Origin of the sequence: Zavarzinia sp. CC-PAN008, assembly GCF_051903925.1 — a bacterium.
Classification (GTDB): Bacteria; Pseudomonadota; Alphaproteobacteria; order Zavarziniales; family Zavarziniaceae.
The window spans coordinates 316419-331401 of record NZ_CP173678.1; the positions used below are offsets into that span (position 1 = coordinate 316419).

Annotated in this window: 14 protein-coding genes; 11 read left to right on the forward strand and 3 right to left on the reverse strand. The window is 69.5% G+C overall.

Translation table 11 applies throughout. From position 1 onward, the window contains the following. Positions 1-9: 9 nt before the first annotated feature. On the reverse strand, positions 10-819 hold the full coding sequence (locus ACI6GS_RS01615; protein WP_439816025.1) for an HAD-IIB family hydrolase: 810 nt from the start codon (positions 817-819) through the stop codon (positions 10-12). Between the two features lie 111 nt (positions 820-930). On the opposite strand from ACI6GS_RS01615, the gene ACI6GS_RS01620 reads away from it, so the two are divergent. The 3 genes from ACI6GS_RS01620 to ACI6GS_RS01630 all read left to right on the forward strand — a co-directional run bounded on the left by ACI6GS_RS01620 (position 931) and on the right by ACI6GS_RS01630 (position 3531). Continuing rightward, positions 931-1626 carry a glutathione S-transferase N-terminal domain-containing protein gene (locus ACI6GS_RS01620; protein WP_439816026.1) on the forward strand — a complete coding sequence of 232 codons (696 nt, stop codon included), beginning with the start codon at positions 931-933 and terminating at the stop codon, positions 1624-1626. 100 nt (positions 1627-1726) lie between these two features. Further along, positions 1727-2779: an isopenicillin N synthase family dioxygenase gene (locus tag ACI6GS_RS01625; protein ID WP_439816027.1), complete on the forward strand. Its 1053-nt coding sequence runs from the start codon at positions 1727-1729 to the stop codon at positions 2777-2779. Then, the gene (locus tag ACI6GS_RS01630) at positions 2776-3531 is read left to right on the forward strand and encodes a hypothetical protein (RefSeq protein WP_439816028.1); all 756 of its coding nucleotides are present in this window, start codon (positions 2776-2778) and stop codon (positions 3529-3531) included. Before ACI6GS_RS01625 ends, ACI6GS_RS01630 begins: the two co-directional genes overlap by 4 nt. Before the next feature lie 3 nt (positions 3532-3534). Here ACI6GS_RS01630 and ACI6GS_RS01635 read toward each other — a convergent pair whose 3' ends face one another. Continuing rightward, complete coding sequence (locus ACI6GS_RS01635) at positions 3535-4821, reverse strand: hypothetical protein (RefSeq protein WP_439816029.1); 1287 nt, start codon at positions 4819-4821, stop codon at positions 3535-3537. Positions 4822-4913: 92 nt separating this feature from the next. Next, positions 4914-6605, reverse strand: a complete 1692-nt coding sequence (locus ACI6GS_RS01640) for a hypothetical protein (protein WP_439816030.1) — start codon at positions 6603-6605, stop codon at positions 4914-4916. A 218-nt stretch (positions 6606-6823) separates the two neighbouring features. Between ACI6GS_RS01640 and ACI6GS_RS01645 the strand changes: the two genes are divergently transcribed. The 8 genes from ACI6GS_RS01645 (at position 6824) to ACI6GS_RS01680 (ending at position 14967) form a co-directional block, all read left to right on the forward strand. Next, positions 6824-7828, forward strand: a complete 1005-nt coding sequence (locus ACI6GS_RS01645; RefSeq protein WP_439816031.1) for an ABC transporter substrate-binding protein — start codon at positions 6824-6826, stop codon at positions 7826-7828. A 5-nt stretch (positions 7829-7833) separates the two neighbouring features. Then, positions 7834-8577, forward strand: a complete 744-nt coding sequence (locus ACI6GS_RS01650; RefSeq protein ID WP_439816032.1) for an ABC transporter ATP-binding protein — start codon at positions 7834-7836, stop codon at positions 8575-8577. Beyond that, complete coding sequence (locus ACI6GS_RS01655) at positions 8574-9356, forward strand: ABC transporter permease (protein WP_439816033.1); 783 nt, start codon at positions 8574-8576, stop codon at positions 9354-9356. Before ACI6GS_RS01650 ends, ACI6GS_RS01655 begins: the two co-directional genes overlap by 4 nt. Before the next feature lie 28 nt (positions 9357-9384). Then, complete coding sequence (locus ACI6GS_RS01660; protein ID WP_439816034.1) at positions 9385-10185, forward strand: crotonase/enoyl-CoA hydratase family protein; 801 nt, start codon at positions 9385-9387, stop codon at positions 10183-10185. Between the two features lie 77 nt (positions 10186-10262). After that, complete coding sequence (locus tag ACI6GS_RS01665) at positions 10263-12470, forward strand: alkyl/aryl-sulfatase (protein ID WP_439816035.1); 2208 nt, start codon at positions 10263-10265, stop codon at positions 12468-12470. Positions 12471-12490: 20 nt separating this feature from the next. Further along, positions 12491-13270, forward strand: a complete 780-nt coding sequence (locus ACI6GS_RS01670) for a TetR/AcrR family transcriptional regulator (RefSeq protein ID WP_439816036.1) — start codon at positions 12491-12493, stop codon at positions 13268-13270. Positions 13271-13346: 76 nt separating this feature from the next. Then, positions 13347-14165 (forward strand): phytanoyl-CoA dioxygenase family protein, encoded by an 819-nt coding sequence (locus ACI6GS_RS01675; protein ID WP_439816037.1) that lies wholly within the window; start codon positions 13347-13349, stop codon positions 14163-14165. Next, the gene (locus ACI6GS_RS01680) at positions 14158-14967 is read left to right on the forward strand and encodes a phytanoyl-CoA dioxygenase family protein (protein ID WP_439816038.1); all 810 of its coding nucleotides are present in this window, start codon (positions 14158-14160) and stop codon (positions 14965-14967) included. The genes ACI6GS_RS01675 and ACI6GS_RS01680 overlap by 8 nt, the downstream gene beginning before the upstream one ends. Positions 14968-14983: the final 16 nt, after the last annotated feature.

Genomic DNA, 14983 nt, shown 5'->3' on the forward strand with positions numbered 1-14983 from the left:
CGGGCTGCGCTAGAGCTCGCCCGTGCGCAGCAGCCGGTCGATGGCCTGGGCGACGCCCGCCTCGCGGTTCGTGCCCGTGACGTGGGTCGCCGCCTGCTTCACCGCGTCCACCGCCTGGCCCATCGCCACCGACCGGCCGGCCACGCGGAACATGGTTACGTCGTTCTCCGCATCGCCAAAGGCAACGCACTGGGCGAGGTCCAGGCCCAGTTCGCCGCAGGCGATGCGCACCGCCTCCCCCTTGTCGGCGCGGGCAGAAGTCATGGTCAGGATGATGCGCCCCGACGGGCCAATCGAGTCGTAGAACTGCACGGCGTGGCCGAAGCGTGGCGCAAGTTCCGTCCGGATGCGGTTGACCGCGTCCGTCCCCTGGACCAGGGCGACGCGGGGCAGGCCGCCGTCGCTGCCGCTGAGGCGCTCGATCTGTGCCACTTCCGGGGAGACGCGCGACCAGTCGATGGGACGGTCCGCCTTGACCCAGACCCGCTCGCTGACCGGCATAGTCGCGACGCAGCGCTCCGCATCGCACAGCGCATAGAGCTCGGCCACGAAGTCGGCGGGCAGGCGCTCGTCCAGGATGTCGCCCTTGCGCGGATCCCAAACCTGGGCGCCGGAGCAGGCGATGGCCAGGCCCTCGATCCCGATCGCCTCGGCGACGCGGCTGGCCATCTGGCGCCAGCGCGCGGTCGCGATGATGACGGCCCATCCGGCATCGCGGGCGGCCCGCAACGCGCGCACGTTCTCGGGCGGGATGTCCTCCCCCGCCAGCAAAGTGCCATCCAGATCGATCGCCAGGGCCAGCTTCGGCGCTAATGTCATGCCGCACTCCATTGTCCGGGGCGCATTGGTGCCCGCACCGCCCCCGCCTGTCGAGGGGCGCGGCGCCGGCGCCCAGGGTCAATGGCAAGGATGACGGCGGGAGGATGCGGCATGATCGACCTGTACTACTGGCCCACGCCCAACGGCTGGAAGATCTCGATAGCGCTGGAGGAACTGGGCCTGCCCTACCAGGTCAGACTGGTGAACATCGGGCGGGGCGAGCAGTTCGCGCCGGACTTCCTGGCGATCAGCCCCAACAACCGGATACCGGCGCTGGTCGACCACGCTCCGGCCGGCGGCGGCGCGCCCGTCGCGGTGTTCGAGACCGGCGCGATGCTGATCTACTTGGCCGAGAAGACGGGCCGCCTGCTGCCCGCTGACGGCGCCGCGCGCTATGCCGTGCTGCAATGGCTGATGTGGCAGATGGGGGGACTGGGGCCGATGGCGGGCCAGAATGGCCACTTCCTGCTCTATGCCGCCGAGAAGATCCCGTATGCGATCGAGCGCTATGGCCAGGAAGTGCGGCGCCTGTACGGCGTGCTGGACGCGCAGCTGGCGCGCACGGGCGCCTGCGTGGCGGGGGAATACTCGATCGCCGACATCGCCATCTTTCCCTGGATCATGACGCACAAGGCACAGGGCCTGAGCCTGGACGACTATCCGGCGATCCGCCGCTGGTATGCGGAGCTTCGGGCCCGCGATGCCCTGCAGCGGGGCCTGGCGGTCGGGCGCGACATGCGGCCCAAAGGGGCCCAGATGGACGAGGAGGCCCGCCGCAACCTGTTCCAGGGCAAGGCGCCGGCCTGAACCCGCCCAACCATGCTTTGAGAACTCCGCATTGCAAGCCTTGGCGGCGGGGCACAGACAGGACGTCCGGTGTCCCGCTCCGCCGCGGAGGGTGCTGACCATGAGCCGCGATTTCACCACAGTCCCCGTCGTCGACGTCGGCGGCCTTGCCTCCCCTGACCTGGCGCAGCGGAAGGTCGCCGCCGCGGGGCTGGTCAAGGCCGCGACCGATGTCGGCTTCCTCTACGTCACGGGGCACGGCATCCCCCAGCCGGCTATGGACGGCCTGCTGGCCTGCGCCAAGGCCCTGTTCGCGCTGCCGCGCGAGCAGAAGATGGCGCTCTATATCGGCAATTCGACCAACCATCGCGGCTATGTGCCCGAGGGGGAGGAAGGCTTCTACGGCGGCACCCAGGACGCGAAGGAGGCCTTCGACACCTCGCGCGAGCTGCCGGCGGACGATCCCGACTATGTCGCCGGCAATCCCTTCCTGGGGCCGAACCAGTGGCCGCCCCTGCCCGGCTTCGGGGACACGGTCAGCACCTATTACGAGGCGGCGATGGCGCTGGGCATGCGCATCCTGCGCGGTTTCGCGCTGGGCCTGGGCATGCACGAGCACGCCTTCGACCATCTGGTGACCAAGCCGACCAGCCAGTTGCGCCTGATCCATTATCCGCCCCAGCCGGAAGCGGTCGACCGGCCCGGCATCGGTGCCCATACCGACTACGAGATGTTCACCCTGCTGTTCGCGACGACGCCGGGGCTGGAGGTGCTGAACGATGCCGGCACCTGGATCGACGCGCCCCCCATTCCGGGCGCCATCGTCCTCAATATCGGCGACATGCTGGAGGCACTGACGAACGGCGCCATGGTCGCCACCTCCCACCGCGTGCGCAAGGTGCGGGAGGAACGCTATTCCTTCCCCCTGTTCTTTGCCTGCGACTACGAGGCGAAGGTCGAACCCCTGCCCCAGTTCACGGCCGACACGCCGCCACGCTACCCGACCATCGTCGCCGGGCACCACCTGTTGGCCCAGACGGCGCAGACCTTCACCTACCTGCGCCAGCGCGTGGCGGAAGGCCGGCTGGCCATGCCGGACGGGGCGCTGGGCCTGTCCTCCTTCGGGCAGGAGGCGAAGCAGGGCCTGACCGGCGACAAGCCGGTGACGGTATGAGCGACACCCCCGCCTTTGATGTGCGCGGCCTGTGGCGCCGGGCCTCGATCGCGTTTCCGGACGGCAGCGGCGACACCACCACGCTGGTGTACTGGCTGCAGGGCGTGGCGCTCTTTGCCGACATCCGCGTGCCCCCCGAAAGCCCGGCCCTCGGCGGTGGCGGCCTGGCCAGCCTGGACCGCGCCGATCTGGCGGTGCTGGCCGGCTTTCGCGGCTTTGCCGGCCGCAGCGGGGTGGAGGGTGACATCTGCACCTGGCACCGGCCGATCGACTGGCAGCCGGACAACGGTACGCCCGACATTGGTCGCCTGTCCTGGCAGGGTGCCGACCTGATCGAGGACGGAACCCTGCGCGACTATCGCGAGGTTTGGGTGCGCGAGACGGCCCCCGGCGACGGCCTGCTGTCGCTGGACCTGGTCGATCCCGTGGACGGCCGGCGCGGCGTGCTGGTGCGCGCGGCGGACCACTTCATCTATGCGCGCGGGCGACGGGCGGCACTGCCGCCGGCGGAGGATCTGGCCGCCCTGCTGGCGGCAACCGCGGACCTGGAGGCGGCGCGCTCCCTGTTCGACGCGGAGATCGCCTGGGGCCGCATCGCCGACGGCTGGCGGATCCTGCGCTCAACGCACCCTTGGCGCGAGGGCGCGCTGCTGGCCGCCAACGTCGGGAGTGGCGATACCTGGCAGGCCAGCGAGAGCGCGCCGGACGGCACCGCATTGACGCGCGCCTGGAACATCGTCGACCGGGAATAGGCCCTAGTCGCCCAGCGGCGCCAGGAAGGTGAAGCGCAAGGCGGACGGCGTACCGGGCAGCACGGCGCGGCGGCCGTTCATCTGGGCCAGCAGGTCGCGCGTCACGGCCCGCCGCAGCGGGGAGAGGCCGCTCTCGGGCCCCTCCAGCCCTGGCGTCAGGAAGCCGACGCCGGCGCCCGAGAAGGTCACTTCGAGTTCGCCCACATGGCCGCGGACATGCACGGCGAAGGCCATCTGGATTTCTCCTTCCGCCGCTGCCGCCGCCTCCTCCCCCAGGCCGACCAGGACGCGCAGCAGCAGGCGGCGGTCAGCCACGAGCTGGGCGGGCAGCCGGCCCTGCACATCGACCAGGACGGGATGACCGCGCGCCGCGCCGATCGCCCGCACCGCCTGCGCCACCTCCCGCAACAGGGGGTCAAGGGCAAAGGGCTGCGGATCCGGCCGGATGGTGCCTGAACGCAGTGCCAGGGCGTCGTCCACGTCGGCCAGGGCGGCACGGATGCGGGCCGCATTGGCGGGGTCCGACACCAGCCCGAAGAAGGCGGGTGCGCTGTCGGCGATCAGGGCACGCACATCGCGGATCGTCGTCATCGCGCGCAGCGTCCCGGCCCTTTCCGCATCGGCGCGCGCCTCGTCCGCCAACTGGCGCGCGGCCAGGGCGCCCGCCCTGGCCCGGGCCATCTGGTCGGCCAGGGCACGGTTCTCGACCTCCAGCCGCAATTGCGCCACCAGGTGGCGGCGATTGCCCTCGGCGAAGAAGGGCAGCGCCAGGCCATAGAGCAGCCCGCCCGCCGCCACCGCCTGGTTGAGGCCGCTGCCAGTCTGGGCCAGTGCCACGAGGTAGGGCACGATCGTGGCAGCCAGGAACAAAGCAAGCGTCGGCCGATGCGCGCAGCGGACGAAGATGGCAAGGCCGCTGACCCCGGTCAGCAGCACGGCGAAGACCAGCTGTTCCGGGGCCGAGACCAGCGGGATCCACAGGGCGCCCGTCAGTCCCCAGGACAGGCCCGTGACGATCGACAGCGCGGCATAGCGCCAGGCCCAGGCCCGCGCCCGGGCATCGCGCCAGGGATCACTGCGCCAGGCATAGTGGTTCCAGTCCATCAGCAGCGTGCCGACGACCTGAAGACCCAGGACCAGGGTCGGGACGTACCACGGGGTGCGCGACCACAACGCCACCCAGATCAGGCCGAAGATGATCGTGGGGTACCAACGGCCGGGCCGGCTCATGCGGTAGAGTTCGGCCGTCAGGCCGGCATCGACCGCCTGGCGGATCTCAGCCTCGCTCAACCGGCTCCCCCCCTGCCTGCATCCTGGGCCTGCCCCCTGGCAGGCGTGGGCCGGCACCCCCGGATGCCGGCCCGCGACGCAGTCTAGCCGCGTCAGTCCATCAGTTCGATCAGCTTGCTCAGGTCGACGCCATTGGCCTTGACCAGGCCGGCCTCGTCCACCGTGAAGTTGATCACCTGGCTCTTGCCGTCGCTGCCCGCCGGATCGCCAAAGCCGCGGATCAGCGCCAGCGCCAGCAGGCCCTTGGCGTCGTCCTCGTTCTCGATCATGGCGCTCAGACGGCTCATCAGGCCGCCCATGTCGTCCATGCGCAGGCTGAACTGGCCGGGACCTGCCTTTTCCGTCTGCGGGTTCAGGGTGATCTCGCCCGTGCCCGACAGGGCGGCACCGGCCGCCGCGATCTCGAAGGCGTCGACCTTCACGCGGGGCCGCGCCTGGCGCACCAGGTCGGCGATCGGCTGGGGCAGTTCATCGAGCGCCGCCGCAACCTCGGACTGGGTCAGCGCGCCGTCGGCCTCCTTCGGGTTGCCGCTGTCGATGTCGTCGCTGGGCTTCTCGACCACCTCGCCTTCCGGCATCTCGCCGCGCGGCACGGGGGCCGGTTCGGGCACCGCGACGGGCACCTCGGGCGCCGGCACGGCATCGGGCAGCGGCACGGCGGTGCCCGGCACCACAGCCTGGCCCGGGATCAGGCCCTGGGCCATGTCCATGGCGGCGGTCCACAGGGCGGCGGCCGGCACGCGGTCGAGCGTCACCGTCGCCTTGAAGCGGTCGGGGATCAGTTCCGGCGGGAATTCATCTCCCGTCTCGCGCAGGGCCAGGCCATCGAAGGCGACGCTGGTCGTCATCTCGGTCTGGTTCTCGCCGCCCGCGATGCGGATGAGGGCGCTGCCCGACTTCACCTCGAACACCGGCGGGCCGACCGGGGCCAGGCTGACCTTCACGTCCTCCACCCCGAACTTGTACGACATGCCGCCCAGCAGGTCGGGCAGGGCCCGCGCCATGGGCAGCATCTTTGCCGGGTCGGGCTCGATCTCTCCCGTCAGGCTCTTCAGGTAGTCGGGATGGGTGACCGTCATCCCGGCGGCGGCGGCCAGTTCATAGAACTTGCGCAGGCGATAGTGCTCGATCGCCAGGTCCCAATAAAGGTTGCCGATCGCGACCGACATGCCGCTTTCGGGTTCCTTGAAGTCCAGGCCGCGGATCCCGGCATCGCAATTGCCGCCCCAGTCGTCGGTCGGCACTTCCTTGATGTCGCAGCGGGTGAACGCCTCGCGGATCTTGACCGGGGTCGGCATCATCGGGCTGCTGATGACGATGTCGGACATCAGCATGTCCAGCTTCGGCCAGGTCTCGACCGCGGGATTCCAGATCCCGGAAAAGGACTGCTTGCCGACCGCGATGCTCAGCATGGGCGCATCCTTGGTCCCCACCGTGATCGGATTGGGCAGGTCTACGTTGAAGTCGACCTGCTCCGGACCGATGCGGCGGAAGGTGATCGTCGCCGGCGGGAAAGTCGTGGGCATGCCACTGGTGGTCACCACGATCTCGGGCAGGCGGACCTTGAAGGTGCTGTCTTCCTGGGTGACTTCCAGCTTGCCGACCAGGTCGACCTTGTCGCTGCCCATGTCGGCGGCGTCCAGCACGTCCAGGTACTTCTGCACCTCGGTCCTGATCGTCTCGGTCGTCAGCGCCGGGGCCGGCGCCTGGGCCAGTACCGGCGATGCCGCCAGGACGGTCAGCACGGGCGCCGCGTGGAGCCAAGAACGGGTACGGCCAGGCATCGTCTACTCCCTCTGGGACGGTCTTGGGCGCGGCCCGTTGCGCCGGGCCGGCGTTGGCACCCAATCACGGATTGGCGGGGCAGCCTAGCATGTCGGTCACACTTTCGGCCCTGCCGTATCGCGGCGGGCCATCCGCCCAACCTCCCCGGTTGCGCCACGGGGCCAGCGCCTTAAGCTCTTGGCCTGATGATCGGGGCAGACGCCTGGGGGAGTGCGGAATGACGGTGACGGCACGGCGATCCTGGATGAAGGGGGCGCTCGCGGCCCTGGCATTGCTGGGCCTGGGCCATGCGCCTGCGCACGCCCTGGACGAAGTGACGTTCGGCACGAACTGGAAGGCCCAGGCCGAGCATGGCGGCTTCTACCAGGCCGTTGCGACCGGTCTGTACGAGAAATACGGGCTGAAGGTGACGATCCGCCAGGGCGGGCCACAGGTGAACCATCCGCAGCTGATCGCCGCCGGCCGCATCGACTTCAACATGGGCGGCAACGGCTATGATGCGCTGAACTATGCGTCGAACGGCGTGCCGGTCGTCGCGGTCGCCGCGATCTTCCAGAAGGACCCGCAGGTCCTGATCGCCCATCCGGGGCAGGGCATCAATACCCTGGCCGACCTGAAGGGCCGGCCGATCTTCGTCGGCAGCGCCGGCCAGCTGAGCTATTGGCAATGGCTTAAGGTCCGCTACGGGTTCACCGACGCCCAGGTGAAGCCCTATACCTACAATCCGGCCCCCTTCCTGGCCGACATCACCTCCGCCATGCAGGGCTATGTCACCAGCGAGCCCTTCGTCATCCGCCAGGCGGGCGTGGAGCCCGTCGTCTTCCTGCTCGCCGACAATGGCTTCGACACCTACTCGACCACGATCGAGGTGCGGCGCGACTACATGGAGGCCAATCGCGACCTGGTGCAGCGCTTCGTCGATGCCTCGGCCCTGGGCTGGAAAAGCTACCTGCATGACGATCCGGCCGCCGCCAATGCCCTGATCAAGGCCGAGAACCCCGATATGACCGACGAACTGCTGGCCCTGTCGCGCCAGGCGATGATCGACAACGGCATCGTCGAATCGGGCGACGCATTGACCCAGGGGATCGGCGCCATGAGCGATGCGCGCTGGGCATCGTTCGTGGAGGCGGCCCTGAAGTCCGGCATCTATCCGGCCGACCTGGACTGGAAGCCGTATTACACGACCGAGTTCGTCAACAAGGGCGTGGGGGTGAAGTAGCCCCCTTGGCCAATCCGCTCGTCACGCTGACCGGCCTTGGCCGGCGCTATGACCAGGGCACGCTGGCGCTCGACGGCCTGGACCTCACCATCGGCGAGGGCGAGTTCCTGAGCCTGCTGGGCCCATCGGGCTGCGGCAAGTCGACCGTGCTGCGCCTGATCGCCGGACTGGACCGGCCCACGGCGGGCCGCATCGCCTGGCACCCGGCGCCCCGGCCCCTGGGCTTCGTCTTCCAGGAGGCGACGCTGATGCCCTGGGCGAACGTCGTCGCCAATGTCGCGCTGCCGCTTCGCCTGCAGGGCGTGCCGCGGGCCGAGCGCACCCGCCGCGCTGAAGAGGCCATCGCCCAGGTCGGCCTTGCGGGCTTCGAGACGGCGGTTCCGCGCGAGCTGTCGGGCGGCATGCGGATGCGCGTCTCCCTGGCCCGTGCCCTGGTGACCGATGCGCGCGTCCTTCTGCTGGACGAGCCCTTTGCCGCGCTGGACGAGATCACGCGCTTCCGCCTCAACGACGACCTGCGGCGCCTGTGGCAGGCGCGGGGCCTGACCGTGCTCTTCGTCACCCACAGCGTCTTCGAGTCGGTCTACCTGTCGACGCGCATCGTCACCTTCACCAGCCGGCCGGGCCGCGTCGCCGCCGTTCTGGACCTGCCGGGCGGGACGCGGGACGAGGCGTTCCGCACCTCCGCCGACTATGCCGCGCTGTGCCGCACCGCCTCTGCGCAACTGGCCGCGGCGATGGCGGCATGAGCGGCCAGCGGTTCCTGGCGATCGCCGCGCCCGTCCTGATCGGCCTGATCACGCTGGGCCTGTGGGAGGGCTATGTCCGGCTCAATGCCGTGCCGGCCTATGTCCTGCCCGCACCGTCGGCCATCGCGCAAGCGCTGATCAAGGACTGGGGCCTGCTCTGGCCCTCGCTCCTCGTCACCTTGCGGGTGACGCTGATGGCGCTGGCCCTGGCCACGGTGGGGGGGCTTGTGCTGGCCCTGCTGTTCGCCAGCGCGCGCTGGATCGAGCTCAGCCTGTACCCTTACGCGATCGTGCTGCAGGTCACGCCCATCGTCGCGATCGCGCCCCTGATCCTGATCTATGTGCCCGACCCCCTGGCCGCCCTGCTGCTGTGCGCCTGGATCGTCGCGTTCTTCCCCGTCCTGTCCAACACGGCGTTCGGCCTGTCGGCCACGGACCGGGGTCTGCTGGACCTGTTCCGCCTGTACAAGGCCCGCCGGTGGCAGACGCTGTTCCTGCTGCGCCTGCCGTCCGCCCTGCCCTATTTCCTCAGCGGGGTGCGCATCGCCGGCGGCCTTGCCCTGATCGGCGCGGTGGTCGCGGAATTCGCGGCGGGCACCGTTGGCACGTCGTCCGGCCTTGCCTATCGCATCCTTGAGGCGGGCTACCGCCTGAACATTCCGCGCATGTTCGCGGCCCTGTTCCTGATCGCCGCACTGGGCATCGTGATCTTCGCCGCGACCGCACTTCTCAGCCGCCTTGCACTCCGGCGCTGGCATGACAGCCAGCAGGGCCGCTAAAAGGGTGCGCGGATGGAAGGAGACACCCATGGCTGATGCCGTTCTGGTCGAGATTGCGGGGCCGGTCGCCCTGGTGACGATGAACCGGCCCGAGGCGCGCAATGCGCTGGGCGAGCTGGCCGACATCGACCTGTTCGTCGAGCGCCTGACGCAAGTCAGCCTGAACCGCGACGTGCGCGTGATGATCCTGACCGGTGCGGGCAAGGCCTTTGCCGCCGGTGGCAACGTCAAGGACATGCGCGACAAGGTCGGCATGTTCGGCGGCGGCGTGGGCCAGATCCGCGAGAACTACAAGCGGACGGTCCAGCGCCTGGCCCGCACACTCTACGACGTGACGGTGCCGACGATTGCCGCCGTCAACGGCCCGGCGGTCGGACAGGGCTGCGACCTGGCCTGCCTGTGCGACATCCGCATCGCCGGCGAATCGGCCAAGTTCTCGGTCCCCTTCCTGAAGCTGGGCCTGGTGCCGGGCGATGGCGGCTCGTGGCTGCTGCCCCGCGTCGTCGGCCGCAGCCGCGCGGCGGAGCTGTTCTTCACCGGCGACATGCTGGACGCGAAGACGGCGGTCGAATGGGGCCTTGCCTCCCGCGTTGTCGCCGACGACCAGTTGATGGCCGAGGCGCGCAAGCTGGCGGAGAAGATCGCGACCATGCCGCCCGACGTGCTGCGCATGACCAAGCGCCTTTTGCGCCAGGCGGACGAGGCGACGTTCGACCAGGTGCAGGATGCCTCGGCCGCGATGCAGGCGATCGCCCACACCACGGAAGATCACCGCGAGGCGATCGACGCCTTCTTCGAGAAGCGCGACGGCCGCTACGTCGGCCGCTGAGTGCCGCGGTCGGCAGGCTGAGCCAGAACAGAGAACCGGACTGCGGAACCGGCAGGGGTTGAGGAAGGATGACGTCCATGCGGATGCGGAACGCGGCCCTGCTGCTGGCATTGGCCCTGACCTATGGAACGGCCCCGGCCGCCGCCCAGGCGACGGAGGCCGCACCCACGCCACAGGACGGTGCCGCGGCGCCTGAGGCAGCGGGCCCTGAGGCAGCAGGCCCTGAGGCTGCAGTTCCCGACGCCGCGGCCCCGGACGCAGGCGCGAGTGAGGCGGCGCCAGCCGCAGAGCCGCCCGCGGCCCCCGGCGACACCACCGCAGCGCCGCCGGCATCGGCGGACGCGGCCCCGCCGGCGGTCGCTGCGGCGCCGCCGCCCGTCATGGAGCCCGAGCACGGCAAGCCGGCGACGGCGGCCACCAGCACCGCCAACGCTGCCGGCCTGGAGGGCCTGGACCCTGCCGACGCACGCGACTTCGCCGACGCGCGCCGCGGCTTCATCGCGACCCTGCCGGAGCCGGTCATCAAGGCGGAGGACGGGCGCGTCGTCTGGGACATGCGCCCCCATGCCGCCCAGGCGGAGGGGGTGCCCGCACCCGCCTCGGTCAATCCCAGCCTGTGGCGCCAGGCCCAGCTCAACGCCATCCATGGCCTGTTCGAGGTGGCACCGCGCATCTACCAGGTGCGCGGCTTCGACATTTCCAACATCACCTTCATCGAGGGTGATACCGGCTATGTGGTGATCGACCCGCTGCTGTCAGCCGAGACGGCGCGCGCGGCGCGCGACCTGCTGTTCGAGAAGCGGGGGGCCAAGCCGATCACGGCCGTGATCTTCACGCACAGCCATGCCGACCATTATGGCGGCATCTGGGGCGTCATCACGCGCGAGGAGGCGGCCGGCGGCATCCCCGTCGTGGCGCCGGAAGGTTTCCTGGAACACGCGGTCAGCGAGAACGTGCTGGCCGGCAACGCCATGGGTCGCAGGGCCGCCTACATGTACGGCGCGCTGCTGCCGCCCGACATTCGCGGCCATGTCGATACCGGCCTGGGCAAGGGCGTCTCCACGGGGCGCGTGGGCCTGGCCGTGCCGACGCGGCTGATCAGCCAGACGGGCGAGTCGGTCACCCTGGACGGGATCGAGTTCCAGTTCCAGATGGCCCAGAACACCGAGGCGCCGTCCGAATTCAACATCTACCTGCCCGGCAGCCGGGCGCTGCTGATGGCAGAGACGACGACCGCCACGCTGCACAATCTCTATACCCTGCGCGGTGCCCTGGTGCGCGACGCCCTGGCCTGGAGCGACTCGGTTGACGAGGCAATCATGCTCTATGGCGACAAGTCGGACGTGATGCTGCGCAGCCATCACTGGCCGGTCTGGGGCAAGGACGCCCTGGTCGGCCTGATGGCGAAGCAGCGCGACGCCTATCGCTATATCCACGACCAGACGCTGCGCCTGGCCAACCAGGGCCTGGGGCCGGACGAGATCGCCGAACAGGTCCGCCTGCCCGATGCCCTTGCCCGTGAATGGTACAATCGCGGCTATTACGGCACCGTCAGCCACAATGTGAAGGCGGTGTTCCAGCGCTATCTGGGCTGGTTCGACGGCAATCCCGCCAACCTGAACCCCCTGCCGCGCAGCGAGACGGCCAAGCGCTATGTCGCCCTGATGGGCGGCGCTGACGCCGTCCTGGCCAAGGCGCGCGAAGCCTATGACGCCGGCGACTATCGCTGGGTGGCGGAGCTTGTGAACAAGGTCGTCTTTGCCGAGCCCGACAACAAGGCGGCGCGCGACCTTCAGGCGGATGCTTTGGAGCAGCTGGGCTACCAGGCGGAATCCGGTCCCTGGCGCGACTTCTACCTGACCGGCGCCATGGAGCTGCGTGATGGCATTCCCGAGCGCGTCGGGGCCAATTCCGGCTCGGCCGACGTGCTCCAGGCCATGCCCGTCGACATGGTCTTCGACCTGATGGCGGTGCGCCTGAACGGGCCCAAGGCCGCGGACACGCGGCTCATGCTGAACTGGGAATTCCGCGATCCCGCCAAGACCTATCTCATGGTGCTGGAGAACGGCGTCCTGCACCATTGGCCCGAGCGCCAGCAGGACGGCGCGGATGCCACCATCCGCCTGTCCCGCGCCACGTTCGACAAGGTCCTGACCGGGCAGGCGAAGATGCCCGAACTGCTGGCCAATGGCGACGTCGCGATCGACGGCGACCCGGCCAAGGTCGCGGCCCTGTTCGGACTGCTCGACACGTTCGACCGCCGCTTCCCCATCGTGACGCCCTGAGGCGCGGGACCGACCGCGCCATGCGGCCCGACGACGAGGACGAAGCGGGCGCCGACCTGGGCCGGCGGGCGCAGAGCATGGCGCTGCGGCGGCGCCAGATCGTGGATGCCGCGCGCGCCCTGGTGCACGAGACGGGCGACACCGGGTTCACCATGCGCACCCTGGCGGCCAAGGCTGGGGTCAGCTTGGCCACCCCCTACAACCTGTTCGGATCCAAGCACGCGGTGATGATGGCGCTGGGCGAGGCGGACCTGAACCGCTTCCGCGCACTTGTCCAGGGCCGGCCTGCCGGCGACGCGCTGGACCGCCTGTTCGACGTCATCATCCTGACCCGCGCCATCTTCTATTCCGAGCCCAGCTTCTATCGCGCGCTGTACAAGGCGGTATTCGATCCGCATGCGCCCGAACTGCGCCTGGGCTATGTCTCGCCGCGGCAGAACTTCTGGCTGGAACTGGTGCGCGACGCCCAGCGCGCCGGCCTGATCCGCGCCGAGGTCGAGCCAAAGCCCCTGTCGCGCCTGCTGGCCCTGATCTTTGGCGGGGTCGTCCAGAACTGGATCCTGGCCGATTTCAGTGCGGAGCGCTTCGAGTCCGAGATCGGCTATGGTTTTGCGCTGACCCTGGGCGCCGCCGCGTCGCCCCTGGCCGAGGCCCGGCTGCGCCAGCTGCTGCGCGACTTCCAGGCGCGCCTGTGCCGGGCCTATCCCCGGCACGGCGACCCGGACGCGCCGGGCCCGCGCGAAAATTCTGATTCCGATTCGACAGAGAGTGTTGACCCATCCTCCGCAAACTGCCTATAACACGTTATAAAAATAACAACGGCCAATGAAGCCGAACGGTTGCCCTCGACGGCAGCCGATAAGGAGGAGACGTCACTTGAGCCTTGCGGAGTCCGTGCCGCGCGCCGTGTCGGTTGAGCAGGCCAAAGGCCAGCTTTCCCGGCACGGCATCAGTATCCTGGAGAACGTCCTGGATGCCGCCGCCATCGCCCGCGTAAAGGACGCGCTGGCCCGCGGCATCGACCGCGACCGACAGGTGGGCACGCCGCTCAACGGTTTCGTCTTCGATCCCGATACGCGCAATACCCGGGTCTTCGACCTGGTGGGCAAGGATCGCGTCTTTCGCGACCTGGTGGAACATCCCGCCGCCCTTGAGTTGACCCACCATCTGCTGGGCGAGGATGTTCTCCTCTCCAATTTCTCGGCCAATGTCACGGCGCCGGGTTCGGGCGCCATGGGCATGCACGCGGACCAGGGCTACATCCCCGCCCCCTGGCCGCCTTATGCCTTTGCCATCAACATCGCCTGGGCGATCGACGATTTCACGGTCGAGAACGGCGCCACGCGCTTCGTTCCCGACTCCGTCCACAAGGACCACGGCCCCGATTTCGAGTCGACGTACGAGACGGTGCCGCTGACCTGCAAGGCGGGCTCGATCTTCGCGATGGACGGGCGCGTGTGGCACCAGACCGGGCCCAACACCAGCGCCGACCAGACCCGCATCGGCCTGTTCGCCTATTACGTCCGGCCGTTCATCCGGCCGCAATGGAACTGGCAACAGACGGCGACGCGCGCCCTGCTGGCCGATTGCAGCCCCAGGCTCCGCGCCATGCTGGGCTTTGGCGCCAATGTGACCAGCGGCCTGGACCATCTCTACCAACGCGACGACGAGCGACTGGAGACCGCGCATGCCTGACGACCTGGGCGCCCAAGGCAGCCTGGCCCTGCCCCGGCCGACGCGCGACCTGGACCAGGCCCTGCGCGACATCGCCGAGTTCGGCGTCTGCATGGTCGCGGATGCCCTGGACCCCGAGATGCTGGCCCGCGCCCGCGTCGCCATCTACCGCGCAGCCGCCGACGACCGCCGCCGCAAGTCGGAGGAGAAGTTCCCGGACGAGGTCGAGGACGGCATCAACCAGCGCGTCTGGAACCTGCCCAGCCGCGATCCCGTCTTCGTCGAGATGGCGGAGCACCCCATCGCCCTGCACTTCGTGAAGGCGCTGCTCGGCTGGCCCGCCCTGCTCTCCAACATCTCGGGCAACATCACCAATCCCGGCGGCGGCACGATGGTGATGCATGCCGACCAGGGCTACATGCCGGAGCCCTGGGGCCGCATCCAGGGCATCAACTGCGCCTGGTGCCTGGACGACTTCACGGCCGAGAACGGGGCCACCTCCATCGTGCCCGGCAGCCACCGCCTGAACCGCGCGCCGCTGGAGAGCGAGGGCCGCACGCCCGTCATCCCGATGGAGGCCCCGGCGGGTACCCTGATCGTGATGGAGGGCCGCGTCTGGCACCAGACCGGCATCAACACCAGCACGAACACCAGCCGGGCCGGCGCCTTTGCCTGGTACACCCTGCCGATCTACCTGCCGCAGGAGAACTGGTACCTGTCGCTGAACCCGTCCGTCCGGCAATATGCCAGCGAGACGATGCTGGAGCTCATGGGCTTCAAGGCGGGCGGCTTCGGCCGCGTCAACGGCGCCTCGCCCTACTGATCCGCACGTCTCGACC

Bases quoted from the DNA above. Each gene is read 5' to 3' on its own strand.
- ACI6GS_RS01615 (WP_439816025.1), bottom strand. From the start codon at position 819: ATGACATTAGCGCCGAAGCTGGCCCTGGCGATCGATCTGGATGGCACT.
- ACI6GS_RS01620 (WP_439816026.1), top strand. From the start codon at position 931: ATGATCGACCTGTACTACTGGCCCACGCCCAACGGCTGGAAGATCTCG.
- ACI6GS_RS01625 (WP_439816027.1), top strand. From the start codon at position 1,727: ATGAGCCGCGATTTCACCACAGTCCCCGTCGTCGACGTCGGCGGCCTT.
- ACI6GS_RS01630 (WP_439816028.1), top strand. From the start codon at position 2,776: ATGAGCGACACCCCCGCCTTTGATGTGCGCGGCCTGTGGCGCCGGGCC.
- ACI6GS_RS01640 (WP_439816030.1), bottom strand. From the start codon at position 6,605: ATGCCTGGCCGTACCCGTTCTTGGCTCCACGCGGCGCCCGTGCTGACC.
- ACI6GS_RS01645 (WP_439816031.1), top strand. From the start codon at position 6,824: ATGACGGTGACGGCACGGCGATCCTGGATGAAGGGGGCGCTCGCGGCC.
- ACI6GS_RS01655 (WP_439816033.1), top strand. From the start codon at position 8,574: ATGAGCGGCCAGCGGTTCCTGGCGATCGCCGCGCCCGTCCTGATCGGC.
- ACI6GS_RS01660 (WP_439816034.1), top strand. From the start codon at position 9,385: ATGGCTGATGCCGTTCTGGTCGAGATTGCGGGGCCGGTCGCCCTGGTG.
- ACI6GS_RS01665 (WP_439816035.1), top strand. From the start codon at position 10,263: ATGCGGATGCGGAACGCGGCCCTGCTGCTGGCATTGGCCCTGACCTAT.
- ACI6GS_RS01670 (WP_439816036.1), top strand. From the start codon at position 12,491: ATGCGGCCCGACGACGAGGACGAAGCGGGCGCCGACCTGGGCCGGCGG.
- ACI6GS_RS01680 (WP_439816038.1), top strand. From the start codon at position 14,158: ATGCCTGACGACCTGGGCGCCCAAGGCAGCCTGGCCCTGCCCCGGCCG.